Here is a 19,800-nt window from a genome sequence, read left to right on the forward strand (position 1 = left end):
GCGTTACTAACGTGCCGCGTTATATCCTCGAATCGTGATCCGGTCGTTCGGCGATCGCGACACTCAACGGTTGTGGCGACGGGAGACGGTCACGTCTTACGATCCGCGGATTCTGAGGACCGCACTTCGGAAGCTGGCGATCCTCGATGCCGCGGTCGTACTGGACGATCTTCGAGCGCCGCCGGGAAACAGACTCGAGCAGCTGCGCGGGAATCGCTCGGGGCAGCACAGCATCCGGATCAACGACCAATGGCGGATCTGCTTCACCTGGACCGACGCCGGCCCGGCCGCGGTCGAGATCGTCGACTACCACTGAGGAGGAACACCGATGGGCAAGCTCGCACCCGTGCGCCCCGGCGAGGTGCTGATGGAGGAGTTCATCGTGCCGCTCGGTGTCACGCAGCACCGCGTCGCGGTCGCCATCGGGGTTCCCCCGCGACGGATCAACGAGATCGTGCACGGGCAGCGGCGCATCAGCGCCGACACGGCGCTGCGCCTCGGGCGGTACTTCGGCAACACGGCGCAGTTCTGGATCAACCTGCAGTCGCACTACGACCTCGAGGTGGAACGGGATGCGCTGGGGGAGGTGCTGGAGGGGATCCGGCCGCTGGCATCTGCGTAGGGGGCGCGGGTGAGCTGGTTTCGACACGCGCCCTTCGGGCGCTACTCGACCAGCTGGGTCACGCCGACTCGCGGCGCACGAGGTGGGACTCGACGACGGTCGAGATGGGCACCTGCTCGCCGGCGAGGATGCGCAGCAGCAGGTCGGCCATCAGCTCGCCCGAGCGCTCCGAGGGCTGGCTCATCGTCGTGAGGGGCACCCGCGCCGACAACGCGGCGGAGGAGTCGTCGAAGCCGACCACCGCGACGTCCTCCGGAACCCGGCGGCCCGCATCCAGCAGCACCGAGACGGCGGCGGCCGCCATCACGTCGTTGGCGGCGAAGACGCCGTCGATGTCGGGGTGCTCGTCGAGCAGCGTGCGCATCGCCGCGGCGCCGCCGAGGGCGGTCCAGTCGCCGACCGCCACCAGATCGGCGGGCAGCCCCGCCGAAGCGAGAGCGGCCCGCCACCCGGCGGTGCGGTCGCCCGCCGCCGCCATGTCCTCGGGGCCGGTGATCGTCGCGATGCGGCGGCGTCCCAACCCGAGCAGGTGCGACACGGCGACCCCCGCCGCCCCCGCGTTGTCGACGTCGATGAAGTAGTTCGGGGGATCGGTCTCCTCGGTCGGCCGTCCCGAGAACACCACCGGCACGAGGTCGTGCAGGTGCAGCAGCGCGTCGTGCCGCGAGTGCTGCGAGGCCACGAGCACGCCGTCGACGACGCCGCTCGTGAGGTAGCGCATGATCTTCTGGTTCTCGGAGTCGCCCGCCACCATGAGGTTCAGCAGGTAGTCGGACTGCTCGATGCGCCGCGACACCCCCGCCATCACGGCCACCAGGTGCGGGTCGGCGAGCGCGAGCACACCCGGCTCGGGGATCACCAGCGCGATCGCCATCGACCGGGCGGATGCCAGCGACTTCGCCGCGCGGTTGGGCACGTACCCCATCCGCGCGGCCACCACGCGCACGTGCGCGATCGTCGTCTGCGACACGTCGGGCTCGCCGTTGAGGGCGCGCGAAACCGTCGAACGTGTCACCCCCGCCTCGGCGGCCACCATCTCGAGAGTGGGGCGGCGTGCGGGGGGCGTCTGCCGGGCCACCCGCTCAGGCTACCGACGCGGCGCGCGCCTCCGCGATCAGCGCGCGGTAGGCGAGCGCCGAATCCTTGAGCGTGCGCTGCTGGGTCGCGTAGTCCACCCGCACCAGGCCGAAGCGCTTCGCGTACCCCCAGGCCCACTCGAAGTTGTCGAGCAGCGACCAGTAGAAGTACCCGCGCACGTCGACCCCGGCATCCACCGCGTCGAGCACCGCGCCCAGGTGGCTCTCCAGGAACGCCGCCCGGTCCGCGTCGTGCACCGCGCCGTCCGCCGCGACCGCGTCGTCGAAGGCCGCCCCGTTCTCGGTGACGTACACCGGGATGCCGGCGGGGCCGGTGTAGTCGCGCTGCACGCGCTCCAGCAGCTCGGTCAGCCCGTGCGGCTCGACCTCCCAGTTCATCGCCGTGACGGGCGCGCCCGTCGGATGCCAGTGGATGCCGGCGGCGGCGGGGAACGGCGAGCCGGTCTCGCGCGAGGTCGGCGCCTCCTGCCGCTGCTCGGTCTCGGGCGGGATCACGGCCACGGTCTCGCCGTGGTAGTAGTTCACCCCCAGGAAGTCGACCGAGTCGCGGATCACCGCCAGGTCGCCGTCGTGCACGACCTCGTCGATGCCGAACGGCGCGAGGTCCGCCCGCAGATCCTCCGCATAGGACCCGCGGAACAGCGGGTCGAGGAAGAAGCGGTTGAACTGCCCGTCGATCCGGCGCGCCGCATCCAGGTCACCGGGATCCGTCGGCCGCAGCGCCCGCACGGGAGCGAGGTTGAGCGTGATGCCCACCTCGGATGCGCCCGCGTCCTTCAGCGCGGATGCCGCGAGCCCGTGCGCGAGCAGCAGGTGGTGCCCCGCCGCCACCCCGTCGGCCTCCGAGCGACGTCCCGGCGCGTGCGCGCCCGCCGTGTAGGAGAGGAACGACGAGCACCACGGCTCGTTGAAGGTGGTCCAGGTCTTCAGCCGGTCGCCGAGCGCGCCGTGCACCGCGAGCGCGTAGTCCACGAAGCGCTCGGCGGTGTCGCGTGCCGGCCAGCCGCCGAGCTCCTCCCGCGCCTGCGGCATGTCCCAGTGGTAGAGCGTGGGCCACGGGCGGATGCCGGCCTCGAGCAGCGAGTCGACCAGCCGGTCGTAGAACGCGAGCCCCGCAGGGTTCACGGCCACGTCATCCGGAACGACCCGGGCCCACGAGATCGAGAAGCGGTAGGCGTCGAGGCCCAGCGACCTCATGAGCGCCACGTCCTCCGGGTACCGGTGGTAGTGGTCGCACGCCTGGGCGCCGTCGTCGCCGTCGATGACGGCGCCCGGCACGCGGCAGAACGCGTCCCAGATCGAGTCGCGGCGTCCGTCGGTCCACGCGGCGCCCTCGATCTGGAAGGCGGCCGTCGCGGCACCGAACACGAAGCCGTCGGGGAAGGGACGGGTCACTTGATGGCTCCCTGCATGATGCCCGACACGAGCTGCTTGCCCGCCACCACGAAGAGGATGAGCAGCGGCACGGTCGCCACGAGGGTTCCCGCGAGCACGATCGAGTAGTCGACGAAGTAGTTCGCCTGCAGCAGCGACAGCGCCACCGGCAGGGTCGGGTTCTGCGGCGAGAGCACGATGAACGGCCAGAAGAAGTTCGTCCAGCTCGCCACGAAGGTGAAGAGCGCCAGCATCGTCGCGGCGGGCCGGGCGATCGGCAGCGCGATCGACCAGAACGAACGGAACGAGCTCGCCCCGTCGACGCGCGCGGCCTCGATGATCTCGTCGGGCAGCGCCTGCGACAGGTACTGCGTCATCCAGAACACGCCGAAGGCGTTCACGAGCGCCGGCACGATCACGGCCTGCATGGTGTCGATCCAGCCGTACTGCGCCATCAGCAGGTAGAGCGGCACGACGCCGAGCTGGGTGGGCACGGCGACGGTCGCGATGATGAAGACCAGCAGCGGCCCACGGCCCTTGAACTTGAGCTTCGCGAAGGCGTAGCCGGCGAGGGTGGAGAAGAACACCACGGATGCCGACACGGTCACCGACACGAGGATCGAGTTGCCGAGCGCCTTCCAGAAGTTCACCGCGGGGTTCGAGATCGCGCTGATCGCGTTCTCGAGGAAGTGCCCGCCGGGGAACCAGGACAGGTTCGGGTCGCGCGCCGAGGTCGAGTCGCCCGATGCGACGAGGAACGACCAGTACAGCGGCAGGATGCTCAGCAGCAGCACGAGCCCGAGGAACCCGTAGCCGACCCAGCCGGGGCGGCGCTGCGCGATCGCGAGGTTGCGCATCCGACGCCGGCGGAACCGGGCGAGCTGCGCGGGGGAGTAGGACGCGGCGGACATCACTTGGTCCCTTCGGTCGAGATGCGTCGCGAGAGCATCAGGTTGATGAGGCCGAACACGGCGATCACGAGGAACAGCAGCCACGCCACCGCCGACGCCTTGCCGAAGTCGAAGCGGTCCCAGCCGATGTTGTAGAGGTAGAGCGTGAGCGTCAGCCACTGCGAGTCGGAGCCGCCCTGACCGAACTGGTCGTACAGCCGCGGCTCGTCGAAGATCTGCAGGCCGCCGATCGTCGAGGTGATGATCACGAAGATGAGGGTGGGGCGGATGCCGGGGATCGTCACCGACAGGAACTGCCGGATGCGGCCGGCGCCGTCGATCACGGCCGCCTCGTAGTAGTCGCGCGGGATCGCCTGCATGGCCGCGAGCAGCACGAGGGAGTTGTAGCCGGTCCAGCGGAAGTTGACCATGGTGGCGATCGCGACGTGGCTCGAGAGCGGGTCGACGTGCCAGCGCACGGGCGGGATGCCGAAGATCGACAGGAAGTTGTTGATGGCGCCGAACTGGTCGGCGAACAGCTGGCCGAAGATGAGCGCCACGGCGACGGGCGCCACGACGTAGGGCAGCAGCACGCCCATCCGCCAGAACGTCTTGCCGCGCAGGTTGGTGTCGAGGGCGGAGGCGATGAGCAGTGCGAAGATCAGCTGCGGCACCGAGGAGAGCAGGAAGATCGACAGCGAGTTGCGCAACGCGATCCAGAACTTCTTGTCGCCGAGCACGGAGGCGTAGTTGTCGAGGCCGACGAAGCCGCCGTCGCCGCCGATGAGGCTCCACTCGTGCAGCGACACGTAGGCGGTGTAGACGAGCGGGAAGAGGCCGACGATCGCGAACAGGATGAAGAACGGCGAGATGTAGACGTAGGGCGTCGCTCGGTAGCTGAAGTTCGCGAACCGCTGCGCGCTCGTGAGCTGCGCGCGGGGGCGCGGACGCCGCGGCGGTGCGGCGGTGGACGTGGTCATGGCGGATCCTCGGATGCGGTGCGGGCGTGCAGGGGCGGGTGCGGGTGTCGCGGGGGCGGGCCGTCCCATCCAGTGGCCCGCCCCCGCGAGGGCTCAACTCAGCTCAGCGCGTTGACTTCGCTGACGAACTGGGCCCACGACTCGTCGATCGTCTGCTGTCCCTCTTCCACACGGGTGAGGGCCTGCTGCGCCGCGTCGTTGATCTGGAAGTACTTCGGGCCCTTGAAGGGAGGCTCCGGGTTCACCGCGTTGGCGCGGTTGATCAGGATCTCGCCGACGGGGGCGTTGTTGAAGTACTCGTTGACCGAGCCGGTGAGGGCGGAGTCCGAGTAGGCGTCGACCTGGCTCGGGAAGGTGCCCGCGTTGGCGAAGGCCTTGATCTGCTGCTCGGGCGCGGTCAGCCACGCGGCGAACTTCTTCGCCGCCTCGGTGTTCTTGCCCTGAGCCGGGACGGTCAGGTACGAACCGCCCCAGTTGCCGCCGCCGCCGGGGAAGACGTCGGCGACGTCCCAGCCGGTGGTGTCGGCCGCGTTGCCCGAGATCACGCCGAGCATCCAGCCCGGGCAGAGCATCGTGGCGTATTCGCCGGTCGAGAGGGCGCCGAACCAGTCGTCCGACCACTGGCCGAGCTTGGCCGACAGGTCGGCCGACTGCTCGAGCACCGTGCGGAAGGTGTTCTCGACGTCGGGGTTCTCGGTGGCGATGACCGTGCCGTCGTTCTCCTCGTAGTAGTTGGTGAACTGGTTGCTCATGCCCTGGTAGGTGGCGCCGGCCGAGTCGAACCAGGCCTTGCCGGTCTTCGCGACGTAGTCGTGGCCGACCGAGAAGTAGGTGTCCCAGTCGCCCTCGAGCAGGGCCGCGACCTCGGCGCGGTCGGTGGGCAGGCCCGCCTCCGCGAACAGGTCGGAGCGGTAGCAGATCGCCTCCGGGCCGATGTCGGTTCCGTAGCCGACGAGCCGGCCGTCGGGGTCGGTCGCCGCGGCGGCCTTCCAGTCGAGCCAGCGGCCCTCGACCGACGGGTCGGAGAGGTCGTAGAGCTTGTCGGCGTACTGCATGAGCTCGGGCAGCCAGTCGACCTCGATGGCCTCGACGTCGGCGAGTCCGGATCCGGCGCCGAGCTTCTGGAAGAAGTTCGAGCGCGCGTCGTTGCTGGTCGCGGCGCGGTTGTGCACGATCGTCACGCCCGGGTTCTCGTCCATGTACTCCTGGAGGAGCTCGTCGGTGTAGCCGAAGTCGTTGAAGCTGGCGAGGGTGAGCGTGATGTCACCGCCTTCGCCGCTTCCGCTGTCGCCGCCGGACGCGCATCCGCTCGCGATGAGCGCGACGCCCGTGATGGTGGCGATGCCGAGCGCGGTCCGTGCGCGCAGGGTCGTCCTCATGGTCACTCCTTTGTGTCGGTGAAGGTTCGGCGCGATGCCGGGCCGGGAGCGCTCCCGAAAATGCTGCCGGGAGCGCTCCCGGTATTGAGCCGAGACGGTATCCCGGGAGCGCTCCCGGTGTCAAGCCGACAGCCCCGAACGGGGGTGCCCACGAGGACAACGTGAGCCCTACTCTCGGATCAAACCCGAACCACCCGAAACACCCGAACCACCCGAACCACCCGAACCCGAACCACCCGAAACACCCGCGCGGGATCAGACCCGAACCCCGTGCGGGCCGATGCTCGCGGCGCTACCCGAATCCCGCCGCGGTCGAGCATCCTCGCGCACACACCGTCGTGCGCCCGACCCCACATCACTGCTACCCACACCACCGCTGGAGAACACCTATGCTCCGAACGCTGCCCGCGCGCGCCTCGACATCGCTCGTCGCCGCCTCATCGCTCCTCCTCGCCTCGCTCGTCGCCGCAGGCGCCGCAGCGCCCGCCGTCGCGGCCTCCTCCGAGGTCTACGACTCGATCCCGTCCACCCTCGACGCCAACTACCCGTCGCTCGGCTACCAGGCCACCTCGACCTCCGAGTTCGGCGACATCGTCGACCTCGGCGCGGGCGACCGCGCGCTCACCGGTGCCACCGTCGTCATGTCGTCCTGGGCCTGCGAGACGGGCGGTGGGCTCTCCTGCGTCACCGAGCCCGGCGCCGGCTTCGAGCACGACATCACCCTGAACATCTATGCGGTCGACGACTCCGGCGCGCTCCCCGCCGTGGGAGCGCTCCTCGGCTCGACGACCGAGACGCAGACCATCCCGTACCGCCCCTCGGCGTCCGAGGAGTGCGGTGACGGACGATGGACTCCCGACGCCACGCTCGCGAGCTGTGTGAACGGATACGCGTTCCCGATCTCGTTCGACCTCACCGGTCTCGGCATCTACGCGCCCGACCGGATCGCGGTCACGGTGGCCTACGACACCAACACCCACGGCGCCGATCCGATCGGGGCGAGCGGGCCCTACGACTCGCTCAACGTCGCCGTGATCGGCACCCCGCCCGCGATCGGCGCCGAGGAGCAGGACCAGGTGCTGCTCGACTCCAGCTGGGCCGGTGCCTACAGCGACGGCGGGGCGGGCGGCACCGCCTCGCTGCGCGTCGACGAGGACTGGAGCGGCTACGGCGGACTCCTGCTGACCCTCACCGCCGACGACTCGGCGGTGCCGACGCCCACCGAGCACGTGACGGTGCGCGACATCGACGTCGAGACCTCCGAGACCGCGGAGACCTACCAGAGCTGGCACGAGGGCCGGAACAACGCGACCCGGCAGTACCGGGTGGGCTCCGACGGCCTGCACCTCGGCATCTCGTCCGCGTCGACCATCATCAAGGGCACCGACGTGGGCACCACCGCCACCGCGGCGAAGGTCACCCAGAACGAGCTGCGCGAGCTCATCACCGGTATCGCCTCGGTGACGGTCGAGAGCGGCAACCCGACCTTCCAGGTGCCAGTGCACTTCGGGGCGGGATCGCCCACCGGTTTCACGACCCTGCACGTCGACCTGACGCCCGGGGTGAACACCTTCGCGACCTCGCAGACCTGGCGCACCTCGCGGGCCTTCGGCGGCTACTCCGCGCTCCAGGAGGACACGCTCGACGCGTTCCTGCAGGCCGTGTTCGCCCAGGGCGGCGACGTCTGGCTCGCGGGCTTCGGCGTGCAGGCCAACACCGAGGCCGTCGTGTCGTCGCTCACCTGGGATGACACCGTCTACACCTTCGAGCAGCCCGTCGTGGGCACCTGCTCCGCGGTGGCGAGCGGTCCGCTGGCGACCGACGACGACGCGAACGGCTGGGACTTCTCCGAGACCCGGACCGCCGGAAGCAACACCTTCGTCGACGGCGGCATCCGCGTGACCACGGTCGGTGCCACCTCGCAGAGCAAGGCCGCCGGCTACCACGCGATCGACATCGCGTTGTCCGAGGTGGGCGCGCCCGCCATGGACCTGACGCAGCACTCGGGCGGCGCGCCGAGCATCCAGCTTGGCGTCGACCTCGAGGACGACGGCGTGCAGGACGGCTACCTCGTGCGCGAGGAGGTCTACGCACCCGGCATGTGGTGGGCGTCGAACGGCATCCAGACGGGCGGCTTCGCGGGTCTCCCGGGCGTCGGTGGCGGCGGCTCGTCGGTGAACGGCACCCTCGACCAGTACCTGCTGGCCTACCCCGACGCGCGCGTGCTCTCCTACGGCTACAGCCTCGGCTCGGGCCTCGAGGGCGACGCGACGATCCACTCGATCACGGTCGGCTGCGCGGCCTCGACGTTCGACTACACGCCGTACGCCTTCGCCCCGGATGTGGAGCGCCTGATGGGACCGGACCGCTACACCGCGGCCATCGCCTTCTCGCAGAAGTTCGACCCGGGCGTCGACCGGGTCTACCTCACGAGCGGCGAGAAGTTCCCCGACGCGCTGAGCGCGGGACCGGCCGCCGGCATCCTCGACGCGCCCGTGCTGCTCACCTCGTCGACGGCGCTGCTGCCCGCGGTCGCGACCGAGCTGTCGCGCCTGCACCCGCACCAGATCGTCGTGCTGGGCGGGGCGGCGACGCTCGCGCTCTCCATCGACGACGAGCTCGAGGCGCTGCCCTTCTCGCCCGAGGTCACGCGCATCGCCGGGGCCGACCGCTTCGCGGTCTCGCGGATGATCGCGTCCGAGGCGTTCGACCACGCCGACACGGTGTACATCGCGACGGGGCTCAACTTCCCCGACGCGCTCGCCGCCGGACCGGCGGCCGTGGCCAACCACGCGCCGGTCGTGCTCGTCGACGGCTTCGCCTCGTCGCTCGACGCGGCGACCCTGCAGCTGTTCGACGATCTCGGCGTCACGACCGTCAAGATCGCCGGCGGCCCGGCGTCCGTCTCGACGGGCATCGAGCAGCAGCTCGCCGAGGACTACACGGTGCAGCGCTTCGGCGGCGCCGACCGGTTCGAGGCGGCGGTCGCCATCAACGACGACGCCTTCTCGGCGGTCGAGGAGGTGGCGTTCATCGCGACGGGGCTGAAGTTCCCCGACGCTCTCGCGGGCGGCGCGCTCGCGGCGAAGTACGGCGCCCCGCTGTACGTGACCCGCGACACCTGCATCCCGGGTTCGGTGCTCGACTCGCTCGCCGGGCTCGAGATCGAGAAGGTGTACCTGCTGGGCGGCCCCGCCAGCCTCAGCACGGACGTCGCCGATCTGGAGCGCTGCAGCTGAGCTGAGCCGACACGCCACGAGGGCCCGAGGGGATCGCCGCGCGACCTCCTCGGGCCCTCGTTCGTCGCAGCACGCATACCGTTCGTCGCGGGTATGCATGCGTTTGCATCCAGCGGGCCTCGAACGGCTGTCCGCGCGCGTCCGGGGGTAGACCGATACGTACGAAAACGCCGGTCAACCGGTACGATCTCTCAGTTAAGGGAGGGGGGTGCGTCAGATGGAGCGTCCGAACGGCTCGTACAGCGACGTGCTTCTCAAGCAGCGCTACCGGCCCGCCGAGGTGATCGGCCACGGCGGCATGGCGAAGGTCTACCGGGCGCGCGACGAGCAGCTCGGCCGCGACGTGGCCCTCAAGCTCTTCGGCGCCATCCCCGCGGGCGCCGAGGCCACCCCCGTGTTCAGCTCCGAGCTGCGGATGCTCGCCTCTCTCAACCACCACGGCATCGTCACGCTGCTCGACGCGGGCATCGACGACTCGCTGCCCGACGAGCCGCATCCGTACCTGATCATGGAGCTCGTCACGGGCCCCAACCTCGAGGAGGCGATCCGCGCGGGCGAGCTCACGCCCCGGCGCATCGCCGAGATCGGCTACGACCTCTCCGAGGCGCTCGAATACGTGCACGCGCGCGGCATCGTGCACCGCGACCTGAAGCCCAGCAACGTGCTGCTCGTCGACTACGGCGCCACCGAGGTGCGCTCGCGCGCCCGCCTCACCGACTTCGGGATCGCCTTCGACGCGGCCGCGGCGCTCGGCCCGGAGGAGACCAACACCACCGGCACGGCCGCCTACCTCAGCCCCGAGCAGGTGCTGCGCGACCTCGTGGGTCCGGCATCCGACGTGTACGCACTCGGGCTCGTGCTGCTCGAATGCTTCACCCGGCATATCGAGTACCCGGGCGACCCCTCGGCGTCGGCGGTGTCGCGGCTCAAGACCGACCCGGTGGTGCCGGTCGACCTGAACTCCGGATGGCGCAGCCTGCTTTCCGCCATGACCCAGCGCGACCCGGCCCAGCGCCCGCCGATGCGCGACGTGCTGCTCGCGCTGCGGCAGATCATCATCGACGACGCCGGACGCCACCGCAGCCGCCCCGTGCCGGTGCCGATCGAGGAGACGGCGCGCATGAACGCCGTGCGCCGCTACACGCCGTACGCCCGGCCGGGTTCCGAGGTCTTCGAACGGGTGGCGAACCTCGCCCGACGCGTGGCCGACACCCCGGTGGCGATCGTGAGCATGATCGAACACGACGAGATCGTGTTCCTCGCCCACCCGGGCACCGACATCGCCTCCCTCGACCGCGCCGACGGCCTCTGCTCGTCGGTCGTGTCGCACGACGAGCCGTGGGTGATCGAGAACTGCCTGCTCGACCCGCGCTCCTCCGAGCACGAGCTGGTCACGGGCGACTTCGCGATGCGCTTCTACGCGGGGGTGCCCATCCGCTCGCCCGAGGGCTACAACGTCGGCGTGATCTCGGTGGTCGACTTCGCCCCGCGCACCCTGACCGACGAGCAGCTCGACTCGCTCGTCGATCTCGCCGTGCTCGTCACCGACGAGCTCGAGCTGCAGGTCACCACCCATCAGCTGCGCAGCGAGCTGCGGTTGTCGACGGAGGACGTGCCCACGCCCGCCGTCCGCTACCCGCACGCTGTGTGACGCATCCGGAATGAGCGGTCGGTCCATGCGGTTGCATCGACCATGACGCAGCAGCTCGAACTCGGACTCGACACCTTCGGCGACGTGAGCGTCGACGCGGACGGCGTGCGCCTCCCGTACGCCCAGGTGATCCGCAACACGGTCGAGCAGGGCGTGCTCGCCGACTCGCTCGGCGTCGACGTGTTCGGCATCGGCGAGCACCACCGCGACGACTTCGCCGTGAGCGCCCCCGAGATCCTGCTCGCCGCGATCGCCGCGCGCACCTCGCACGTGAAGCTGTCGACAGCGGTGACGGTGCTCAGCTCCGACGACCCGGTGCGGGTGTTCGAGCGCTTCTCGACGCTGCACGCGATCTCGAACGGGCGCGCCGAGATCACCCTCGGGCGCGGCTCGTTCACGGAGTCGTTCCCGCTGTTCGGCTACGACCTGCACGACTACGAGGTGCTCTTCGAGGAGAAGATCGGACTGCTCGCCGAGCTGCTCACGGAGCAGCCGGTCACCTGGCAGGGCACCACCCGGGCGCCCCTGGTCGACGCGGACGTGTTCCCCAAGACCGAGGGCGGACCCATCCGCACCTGGGTCGGGGTCGGCGGCTCGCCCGAGTCGGTGGTGCGGGCGGCGCGCTACGGCTTCCCGCTCGCGCTCGCGATCATCGGCGGCGACCCGGTGCGCTTCGCGCCCTACGTCGAGCTCTACCACCGGGCGCTCGCCCAGATGGAGATGCCCGACCTCCCGGTCGGGGTGCACTCGCCCGGATTCCTCGCCGACACCGACGTCGAGGCGCGCGAGCTCGCCTGGCCGCACTACGAGGCGATGCACAACCGCATCGGGGCGGAACGCGGATGGGGACCCACCTCGCGCGACCAGTTCGAGCTCGAGGTGGCGCACGGCTCGCAGTACGTCGGCAGCCCCGAGACGGTGGCGCAGAAGATCGCGGCCACCGTGCGGGCGCTCGGCATCCAGCGCTTCGACTTCAAGTACGCGTCCGGTCCCGTGCCGCACGAGCACCTCATGCACGCCGTCGAGCTCTACGGCGGCGTCGTGATCCCGCGCGTGCGGGAGCTCCTGGCGGCGTAACCTCGGCTCGGGAGGGGTCATGGTCGAACGGTCCTTCGCGGCGCACGCCGCCGCGATCGTCGGCGACTTCCCGAACGCGATGCGGTTCCGGGCCCGCGCGATGCGCGACTGGGAGGTGCCGGCGTCCTTCGGCGAGGGTGCGAAGAACCCGGTGGTGGTGCTGCCCGGCGTGTTCGAGACCTGGCACTACCTGCGCCCGGTGGCCGAAGCGCTGAGCGCCGCAGGACATCCCGTGCACGTGATGTCGACGCTCGGCATCAACCATCGCCCGATCCCCGAGTCGGCCTCGCGCGTGTGGCGCCGCATCCGCGAGCTCGAGCTGGCGCACGTCACCGTCGTCGCGCACTCGAAGGGCGGCCTCATCGGCAAGCACCTCCTGGCGCACGACGACGTCGACGGCCGCATCGACCGGGTGGTGGCGATCGCGTCGCCGTTCAGCGGCTCGCGGATGGCGTACTACGCGATCCCGACCGCGATGCGCGAGTTCCGCCCCGACCATCCGGTGATCGCGGAGCTGCGCACCGAGCAGCAGGTCGACGCGCGCATCACGTCGATCGCCCCGGAGTGGGATCCGCACATCCCCGAGACCTCCTGGCTCGAGAACGGACGCAACGTGACGCTGCCGGTGCACGGCCACTTCCGCATCCTGCTCGACCCGCGTCTGCCGGCGCTCGTCGTGACCGAGGTCGAGCGCGAGACCGAGCGCGAGGAGCGACCGTGACCCGACAGCAGCGCCTCGTGCTGGCCATCGCCGTGCTGGCCACCTTCGTCGCCTTCCTCGACTCGACCGTCGTGAACGTCGCGCTGCCCGCGATCGAGCGCGAGCTCGGCGGCGGTCTCGCCGCGCAGCAGTGGATCGTCGACGCCTACCTGCTCACGCTCGGCTCGCTCATCCTGGTGGCGGGCGCCTTCAGCGACGTGTACGGGCGCATCCGGATGCTGCGCATCGGCATCGTGCTGTTCGGCCTCGCCTCGCTCGCCATCGCGCTCGCGCCCGACCCGCTCGTGCTCATCCTCGCGCGCGGTGTGCAGGGCATCGGGGGAGCACTGCTCGTGCCGAGCTCGCTCGCGCTCATCACCTCCAACATGTCGGGCGCACTGCAGGCCCGCGCGATCGGCATCTGGACCGCGCTCACCTCCGCCTCGCTGCTGGCCGGGCCGCTCGTCGGGGGGATCTTCGTCGACCTGCTGTCGTGGCGCTGGGCCTTCGTGATCAACGTGGTGCCGATCGCGGTCGTGCTGTGGCTGCTCGCGGTGCTCGGGCAGCGCGACGTGCGACGCTCCGACGCCTCCATCGACCTGCCGGGGGCGCTGCTGTGCGCCGTGGGGCTCGGCGGCATCGTGTTCGCACTCATCGAGCAGCCGCGCCTCGGCTGGGACCCGGGCGTCGTGATCGCCGGGGTCGCGGGCGTGCTGGCGTTCGCCGGGTTCCTGGTGCGCCAGCGGTTCGCGGCGCGGCCGATGATGCCGCTCGGGCTGTTCCGCATCCGCAATTTCGGGTGGGGCAACCTCGCGACCTTCTTCGTCTACGGCGCGCTCGGGCTGAACTCCTTCGTGATCGGCGTCTACCTGCAGCAGGGCGCCGGACTGCCGGCGACGCTCGCGGGGCTCGCGAGCCTGCCGATCTCGATCATCATGACCGTCGGCTCGTCGTGGTCGGGGTCGCTCGCGGGGCGCATCGGGCCGCGCGTGCCCATGACCGTCGGGCCGCTGCTGATGGCCGCGGCCTCGCTGCTCATGCTGCTCGTCGGGGAGTCGTTCTCGTACTGGACGCAGCTGCTGCCCGGCATCCTGCTGTTCGGCGTGGGCCTCACGGTGACGGTGTCGCCCCTCACCGCCGCGATCCTCGGGGCGATCGACCCGTCGCGGTCGGGCATCGCCTCGGCGGTCAACAACGCCGTGGCCCGCATCGCGGGTCTGCTCGCGGTCGCGATGCTCGGGCTCATCACGGGCGGGGTGCTCGATCTCGACGGCCTGCACCGTTCGCTGATCGTGATCGCCGGGCTGATGGCCGCGGGCGGTCTCGTGTCGTTCCTCGGCATCCGCCGGGTGGTGGATCCCGAGGTGGTCGAGGAGCGCCCGGCGTAGCCGGACGCATCTCGAGACCGCTCAGCCGGCCGCCGCCCACAGGAGCAGCACCACGTCGAGCAGCGCCCCCGCGATCACGAGCCGGAACAGCGCCCTGCTCGGCCGGCCGCGCAGCGCGAGCAGGATGCCGGCCGCCGCGATGAGGGCGCCCGCCGTCGCGCCCACCCAGGCGAGCGCCCCGCCGCCGAGCACGATCGCGAGCGGCACTCCCGCGGTGCCGAGCGCCAGGCAGGCCGTGACCGCCGTCGCCGTCGCGCCGATCCGATGCCCGAGTCCGCGCACGCCGGTGGCGCGGTCGGCCTCGAGGTCGGGCAGCACGTTGGCGAGATGGGCGGCGAAGCCGAGCAGCGCCGCCGCGGCGAGGAGCGGGAGCGGAGGCCAGGACGGCATCCGGGCCGACACGGTCACGAGCGCCGGCAGCAGGCCGAAGAACACCAGGTAGGGGAGGGCCGAGAGCACCGTCGACTTGAGTCCGAGGTTGTAGGTCCACGCCGCCGCGAGCAGCAGCGCGTGCAGGCCGAGTGCGGGCCAGCCGAGCGGGGCCGTGAGCACCAGGGCGAGCGAGAGCGACATGAGGGCCAGCGCGCGCACCGTGCGGGGCGTGACGTCGCCGCGGGCGACGGGCTTGTCGGTGCGGCCGCTCGCCCGGTCGCGCTCGGCGTCGATCGCGTCGTTCGAGAGGCCGACCGAGAGCTGGTCGGCGAGCATCGCGCATCCCAACAGGACGACGCGCCACGGTTCGAGGCCGTTCGCGACGGCGAGCAGCACGGTGATCACCGTGACGGCGACCGTCGGCCCCGGATGCGAGGACCCGATCACCGCGCGCACCCGTCTCACCATGCCGCCACGGTATCCCTCACCCGCCCCGCGCCCCCGACTCCACCCCCGGCCTCCGCGAGTTCGGCCTCACCTCAGAAATGCAGGAGATCCTCGGGGATGCCCCCGCCATCCGTCGAGCCGCACCCGTCGGAGCCGATTTCTCCTGCATTTCTGGAGCTGGGCCGAGGTCGCGGGTAACGAATTGGTATCGGCGGCGGCGGATGCGGAGGGCTCGTCGGCGAAATCGGAGAACCTACTGCAAGAAATTGCGTTGATTGCGTAGAGTTCTGGCATGTCGAGTCGTCTTGCCGAAGTCGCCAAGAAGGTCGGAGTCAGCGAAGCCACCGTGAGCCGCGTGCTCAACGGGAAGCCCGGCGTCAGCGAAGGGACGCGCCAGGCGGTGCTCGCCGCGCTCGACGTGCTCGGCTACGAGAGGCCCAGCAAGCTGCGCGGCGAACGCGCCCGCCTCGTCGGACTGTTCCTGCCCGAGCTCACCAACCCGATCTTCCCCGCGTTCGGCGAACTCGTCGGCGGCGGCCTCGTGCAGCAGGGCTACACGCCCGTGCTCTGCACCCAGACCGCCGGCGGCATCAGCGAAGCCGACTACATCGAACTGCTGCTCGAACAGCGGGTCTCCGGGGTGGTCTTCGTCGGCGGCCAGTACTCGCAAGGCGACGCCCCGCACGACCACTACCGCCGCCTCGACGAGCTCGGCATCCCCACCGTGCTCGTCAACGCGCGCCTCGACGAGCTCGAGTTCCCGACCGTCTCCACCGACGACAAGGTGGCCATCGAGCTCGGCTGGAACCACCTGCGCCAGCTCGGGCACGAACGCATCGGCCTCGTGCTGGGCCCCGAAGACCACGTACCCTCCCAGCGCAAGCTCGACGCCGCCCGGCGGCTCGCGGACGCCGCGGGCGTGCCGCTCGAGATCGCGCACTCCCACTACACGCTCGAAGCGGGCCAAGCCGCCGCCGCGCGGCTGCTCGCCGGGGGAGTCACCGGCATCCTCTGCGCGTCCGACCCGCTCGCGCTCGGCGCCGTGCGGGCCGTGCGCCGAGCCGGCAAGCAGGTTCCGGCGGATGCGTCGATCGTCGGCTACGACGACTCCGCCCTCATGAACGCCACCGACCCCGCGCTCACCACCGTGCGCCAGCCGATCGAGCCCATGAGCCGGTTGGCCATCGAGCTGCTCGTCGCGCAGCTGCAGGGCGCGCGGGCCAGCACCGAGGAGTACCTGTTCGAGCCGGAGCTCGTCGTCCGGGGGTCGACGGGGCCGGCGCCGCGGGCTTAGTTCCGCTCGGCGCTCCGTCGGGACGCGAGCACCGCCTCGGGTGCAAGGGGGCGCAAGTTTCTTGCAGATTGTTGAGTTCTTGCGTCAATCTGTCGGATTTCATACATTCGGGCTGTCGGCGCCGACTCGGGCGTCGCGAACGACCCGATAAGGACCCACCGCGTGGACGCAGACGTCCTCCCGCTCGACGAGCGGGCCGCCACGGCATCCGGCGACCTCGCCGTGGTGCCGGCGACCGACGACCCCGACTGGTGGCGTTCCGCCGTCATCTACCAGATCTATCCGCGCAGCTTCGCGGACGGCAACGGCGACGGCACGGGCGACCTCGCCGGCGTGCGCAGCCGGCTCGGCTACCTGCGCGACCTGGGGGTCGACGCGATCTGGTTCACGCCCTGGTACGCGAGCCCCCTCGCCGACGGCGGCTACGACGTGAGCGACTACCGGGCCATCCACCCCGACTTCGGCACCCTTGCCGAGGCGGAGCTGCTGATCCGCGAGGCGCTCGAGCTCGGCATCCGCACGATCATCGACATCGTCCCGAATCACGTCTCGGACCAGCACCCCTGGTTCCAGGCGGCGCTCGCGGCCGGACCCGGCAGCCCCGAGCGCGAGCGCTTCTGGTTCGTCGACGGCGACGAGCTGCCCACGAAGTGGGTCTCGCCGTTCGCGGGCGACACCTGGACCCGCACCACCAACCCCGACGGCACGCCGGGCCAGTGGTACCTGCACCTCTTCGACGCGAAGCAGCCCGACCTCAACTGGAACCACCCGGATGTGCGGCGCGAGCACGAGGAGATCCTGCGGTTCTGGTTCGCCCGCGGCGCCGGCGGCGTGCGCATCGACTCGGCCGCGCTGCTCATCAAGGACCCGGAGCTGGGCGAGGTCCCCGACAACCCCGGACCGGGGGAGCACCCCACACAGGATCGCGACGAGCTGCACGACGTCTACCGCGGATGGCGGGCCGTCGCCGACGACTACCCCGGCACGCGCGTGCTGGTGGGCGAGATCTGGCTGCCCGAGATCGACCGCTTCGTCGCGTATCTGCGCCCCGACGAGATGCACACGGCGTTCAACTTCGACTTCCTCGGCCGGCCCTGGGACGCCGCCCAGCTGCGCGCCTCGATCGACCTGACCCTGGGGGCGCACGCGCCCGTCGGCGCGCCGTCGACGTGGGTGCTCTCGAACCACGACGTGACCCGTCCGGTCACCCGCTACGGCCGCGCCGACAGCTCGTTCGCGTTCCTCAGCAAGCGCTTTGGCACCCCGACCGACCTCGAGCTCGGCACCCGCCGCGCCCGCGCCGCCGCCCTGCTGACGGCCGCGCTGCCCGGCTCGCTGTACATCTACCAGGGCGACGAGCTGGGGCTCCCCGAGGTGGAGGACATCCCGCGCGACCTCATCCAGGACCCGATGCACTACCGCTCCGGCGGCGTCGACCCGGGGCGCGACGGATGCCGCGTGCCGCTTCCCTGGTCGGGCACCCGGGCACCGTTCGGCTTCAGCTCGCCGCACGCGACCGGCACCCCGTGGCTGCCCCAGCCGCGCCAGTGGGCGCTCTACACGGTCGAGGCGGAGGAGGCCGACCCGCACTCGATGCTCAACCTGTACCGGGCGGCGCTGCGCATCCGGAGGGCGGAGCCGGCGCTCGGCGACGGCGCCCTCACGTGGCTCGACCTCGGCGCGGATGCGCTCGGCTTCCGCCGCGGCGACGCCGACGGCGTCATCAGCGTCACGAGCTTCGACGCCCCCGTCGAGCTGCCGCCCCACCGCGAGGTGCTCCTCGCCAGCTCGGAGGTCGCCGACGGCGTCCTCCCCCCGAACTCCACGGCGTGGCTACGACCACAGCACCAACCCGGAGAAACCCAGCACCACCCCAACACACCCAGATGAAAGGCAAGACAATGAAGTCACCCACCAAGGTGATCGCGATCGCCGCGGCCTTCGCCACGGTCGCGTCGCTCGCCGCCTGCAGTTCCGGAGGCTCCTCCGACGGCAAGATCGAGCTTCGCGTCGCGACCTTCCCGCCCGGCGCCGACCAGGCCGCCTACGACGCGTTCGCGGTGCAGGAGAAGCAGTTCGAGGAGAAGTACCCGAACATCGACATCGTCGGCGTCGAGTACGAGTGGGAGGGCCCGACCTTCACCGCGCAGCTCGCCGCCGGCAGCCTGCCGGACGTCTTCACGGTGCCGTTCACCGACGCCAAGACGCTGCTCGAGAACGGCCAGCTCGCCGACGTCACCGCCGAGGTGAAGGAGCTCGGCTACGCCGACAAGTTCAACCCGATCATCCTCGACGCCGTCCAGGACGACAACGGCGACATCTACGGCTTCCCGCGCCAGGCGTACGCGCTCGGTCTGCAGTACAACCGCGACCTGTTCGAGCAGGCCGGCCTCGACCCCGACTCGCCGCCCACCACGTGGGAGGAGGTCCGCGAGGACGCCAAGATCATCGCCGAGAAGACCGGCAAGGCGGGCTACGCCACCATGACCCAGAACAACACGGGCGGATGGCAGCTCACCGCGCAGGCGGCCTCGCGCGGCGGGTTCATGCAGTCGGACGACGGCGCGACCTCGACGATCGCCAACGACGGCGTGAAGGCCACCCTGCAGTACTTCCACGACCTCCGCTGGGAGGACGACTCGATGGGTGACAACTTCCTGCTCGACTGGGGTTCGATCAACCAGGAGTTCGCGGCCGGCAACATCGGCATGTACACCTCCGGCTCCGACCTGTACACGGCCCTCGTGCGCGACTTCTCGCTCGACTCGTCGGTGTACGGCCTGACCACCATCCCGATGGAGGACGGCGGCAAGGTGCTCGGCGGCGGCGACATCGCGGTGCTCCCGCCGACGCTCGACGACGCGACCAAGGACGCGGCCGTCAAGTGGATCGACTGGTACTACATGCAGAAGCTCCTCAACGAGGACGCCGCCGTCGCGGACGCGAAGGCGCTGTCCGACGCGGGTCAGGCCGTCGGCACCCCGGTGCTGCCGGTGCTCGACCAGGCCACCTACGAGGAGTCGCTCACCTGGATCGAGCCGTACGTCAACGTGCCGCGCGACCAGATGGCGGGCTTCACCGACGGCATCTTCGCGCAGACCCCGGTGGGCGAGCCGAAGAGCCACACGCAGGAGGTCTACGCCCTGCTCGACCCGATCGTCCAGGCCGTGCTGACGGATGAGAACGCCGACATCGACGCGCTCCTCGCCCAGGCCGACAAGGACGCTCAGGCGCTCATCGACGGCTGATGCCACCCCGGGGCCGCCGGACCTCCCGGTCCGGCGGCCCCT

General features: G+C 70.7%; 16 protein-coding genes. 10 read left to right on the forward strand and 6 right to left on the reverse strand.

The genetic code is table 11. The features are described from left to right. The first annotated feature begins 34 nt into the window (after positions 1-34). Together NUH29_RS06525 and NUH29_RS06530 are read left to right on the forward strand one after the other, a co-directional pair. Entirely contained in the window at positions 35-316 is a 282-nt protein-coding gene (locus NUH29_RS06525; RefSeq protein ID WP_258798221.1) for a type II toxin-antitoxin system RelE/ParE family toxin, read from the forward strand. 12 nt (positions 317-328) lie between these two features. Further along, positions 329-622 (forward strand): HigA family addiction module antitoxin, encoded by a 294-nt coding sequence (locus tag NUH29_RS06530; RefSeq protein ID WP_373317438.1) that lies wholly within the window; start codon positions 329-331, stop codon positions 620-622. A gap of 58 nt (positions 623-680) precedes the next feature. On the opposite strand, the gene NUH29_RS06535 is transcribed toward NUH29_RS06530, so the two are convergent. The 5 genes from NUH29_RS06535 to NUH29_RS06555 all read right to left on the reverse strand — a co-directional run bounded on the left by NUH29_RS06535 (position 681) and on the right by NUH29_RS06555 (position 6,342). Continuing rightward, a complete protein-coding gene (locus tag NUH29_RS06535) occupies positions 681-1,700 on the reverse strand; it encodes a LacI family DNA-binding transcriptional regulator (RefSeq protein WP_258798222.1) in 1,020 nt (339 codons plus the stop codon). A 4-nt stretch (positions 1,701-1,704) separates the two neighbouring features. Further along, the gene (locus NUH29_RS06540; RefSeq protein ID WP_258798223.1) at positions 1,705-3,114 is read right to left on the reverse strand and encodes a GH1 family beta-glucosidase; all 1,410 of its coding nucleotides are present in this window, start codon (positions 3,112-3,114) and stop codon (positions 1,705-1,707) included. Continuing rightward, positions 3,111-4,004 (reverse strand): carbohydrate ABC transporter permease, encoded by an 894-nt coding sequence (locus NUH29_RS06545; RefSeq protein ID WP_373317439.1) that lies wholly within the window; start codon positions 4,002-4,004, stop codon positions 3,111-3,113. Before NUH29_RS06545 ends, NUH29_RS06540 begins: the two co-directional genes overlap by 4 nt. Next, positions 4,004-4,963: a carbohydrate ABC transporter permease gene (locus NUH29_RS06550; RefSeq protein ID WP_258798224.1), complete on the reverse strand. Its 960-nt coding sequence runs from the start codon at positions 4,961-4,963 to the stop codon at positions 4,004-4,006. Before NUH29_RS06550 ends, NUH29_RS06545 begins: the two co-directional genes overlap by 1 nt. Before the next feature lie 98 nt (positions 4,964-5,061). Then, positions 5,062-6,342, reverse strand: coding sequence for an ABC transporter substrate-binding protein (locus tag NUH29_RS06555; RefSeq protein ID WP_258798225.1), 1,281 nt, complete (start codon positions 6,340-6,342; stop codon positions 5,062-5,064). 389 nt (positions 6,343-6,731) lie between these two features. On the opposite strand from NUH29_RS06555, the gene NUH29_RS06560 reads away from it, so the two are divergent. The 5 genes from NUH29_RS06560 (at position 6,732) to NUH29_RS06580 (ending at position 14,397) form a co-directional block, all read left to right on the forward strand. Beyond that, the gene (locus NUH29_RS06560; protein ID WP_258798227.1) at positions 6,732-9,581 is read left to right on the forward strand and encodes a cell wall-binding repeat-containing protein; all 2,850 of its coding nucleotides are present in this window, start codon (positions 6,732-6,734) and stop codon (positions 9,579-9,581) included. Between the two features lie 217 nt (positions 9,582-9,798). Next, complete coding sequence (locus NUH29_RS06565; protein WP_258798228.1) at positions 9,799-11,232, forward strand: protein kinase domain-containing protein; 1,434 nt, start codon at positions 9,799-9,801, stop codon at positions 11,230-11,232. Between the two features lie 42 nt (positions 11,233-11,274). Continuing rightward, a complete protein-coding gene (locus tag NUH29_RS06570) occupies positions 11,275-12,309 on the forward strand; it encodes an LLM class flavin-dependent oxidoreductase (RefSeq protein ID WP_258798229.1) in 1,035 nt (344 codons plus the stop codon). A 19-nt stretch (positions 12,310-12,328) separates the two neighbouring features. Then, on the forward strand, positions 12,329-13,030 hold the full coding sequence (locus NUH29_RS06575) for an esterase/lipase family protein (RefSeq protein ID WP_258798230.1): 702 nt from the start codon (positions 12,329-12,331) through the stop codon (positions 13,028-13,030). Beyond that, complete coding sequence (locus NUH29_RS06580; RefSeq protein WP_258798231.1) at positions 13,027-14,397, forward strand: MFS transporter; 1,371 nt, start codon at positions 13,027-13,029, stop codon at positions 14,395-14,397. Before NUH29_RS06575 ends, NUH29_RS06580 begins: the two co-directional genes overlap by 4 nt. Before the next feature lie 21 nt (positions 14,398-14,418). Here NUH29_RS06580 and NUH29_RS06585 read toward each other — a convergent pair whose 3' ends face one another. After that, a complete protein-coding gene (locus NUH29_RS06585) occupies positions 14,419-15,237 on the reverse strand; it encodes a UbiA family prenyltransferase (RefSeq protein WP_258798232.1) in 819 nt (272 codons plus the stop codon). A gap of 271 nt (positions 15,238-15,508) precedes the next feature. Here NUH29_RS06585 and NUH29_RS06590 point away from each other — a divergent pair, with 271 nt between their 5' ends. From NUH29_RS06590 to NUH29_RS06600, 3 genes are all read left to right on the forward strand, one after another. Beyond that, on the forward strand, positions 15,509-16,510 hold the full coding sequence (locus tag NUH29_RS06590; protein ID WP_258798233.1) for a LacI family DNA-binding transcriptional regulator: 1,002 nt from the start codon (positions 15,509-15,511) through the stop codon (positions 16,508-16,510). A gap of 222 nt (positions 16,511-16,732) precedes the next feature. After that, positions 16,733-18,400 (forward strand): glycoside hydrolase family 13 protein, encoded by a 1,668-nt coding sequence (locus NUH29_RS06595; protein ID WP_258798432.1) that lies wholly within the window; start codon positions 16,733-16,735, stop codon positions 18,398-18,400. 11 nt (positions 18,401-18,411) lie between these two features. Then, positions 18,412-19,758 carry an ABC transporter substrate-binding protein gene (locus NUH29_RS06600; protein WP_258798234.1) on the forward strand — a complete coding sequence of 449 codons (1,347 nt, stop codon included), beginning with the start codon at positions 18,412-18,414 and terminating at the stop codon, positions 19,756-19,758. Positions 19,759-19,800 lie beyond the last annotated feature (42 nt).

This window comes from Protaetiibacter mangrovi (genome assembly GCF_024752305.1).
In the GTDB taxonomy this organism is placed as follows: domain Bacteria; phylum Actinomycetota; class Actinomycetes; order Actinomycetales; family Microbacteriaceae; genus Homoserinibacter; species Homoserinibacter mangrovi.

Bases quoted from the DNA above. Each gene is read 5' to 3' on its own strand.
- NUH29_RS06555 (WP_258798225.1), bottom strand. From the start codon at position 6,342: ATGAGGACGACCCTGCGCGCACGGACCGCGCTCGGCATCGCCACCATC.
- NUH29_RS06560 (WP_258798227.1), top strand. From the start codon at position 6,732: ATGCTCCGAACGCTGCCCGCGCGCGCCTCGACATCGCTCGTCGCCGCC.
- NUH29_RS06545 (WP_373317439.1), bottom strand. From the start codon at position 4,004: ATGTCCGCCGCGTCCTACTCCCCCGCGCAGCTCGCCCGGTTCCGCCGG.
- NUH29_RS06550 (WP_258798224.1), bottom strand. From the start codon at position 4,963: ATGACCACGTCCACCGCCGCACCGCCGCGGCGTCCGCGCCCCCGCGCG.
- NUH29_RS06590 (WP_258798233.1), top strand. From the start codon at position 15,509: ATGTCGAGTCGTCTTGCCGAAGTCGCCAAGAAGGTCGGAGTCAGCGAA.
- NUH29_RS06570 (WP_258798229.1), top strand. From the start codon at position 11,275: ATGACGCAGCAGCTCGAACTCGGACTCGACACCTTCGGCGACGTGAGC.
- NUH29_RS06565 (WP_258798228.1), top strand. From the start codon at position 9,799: ATGGAGCGTCCGAACGGCTCGTACAGCGACGTGCTTCTCAAGCAGCGC.
- NUH29_RS06600 (WP_258798234.1), top strand. From the start codon at position 18,412: ATGAAGTCACCCACCAAGGTGATCGCGATCGCCGCGGCCTTCGCCACG.
- NUH29_RS06585 (WP_258798232.1), bottom strand. From the start codon at position 15,237: ATGGTGAGACGGGTGCGCGCGGTGATCGGGTCCTCGCATCCGGGGCCG.
- NUH29_RS06530 (WP_373317438.1), top strand. From the start codon at position 329: ATGGGCAAGCTCGCACCCGTGCGCCCCGGCGAGGTGCTGATGGAGGAG.
- NUH29_RS06575 (WP_258798230.1), top strand. From the start codon at position 12,329: ATGGTCGAACGGTCCTTCGCGGCGCACGCCGCCGCGATCGTCGGCGAC.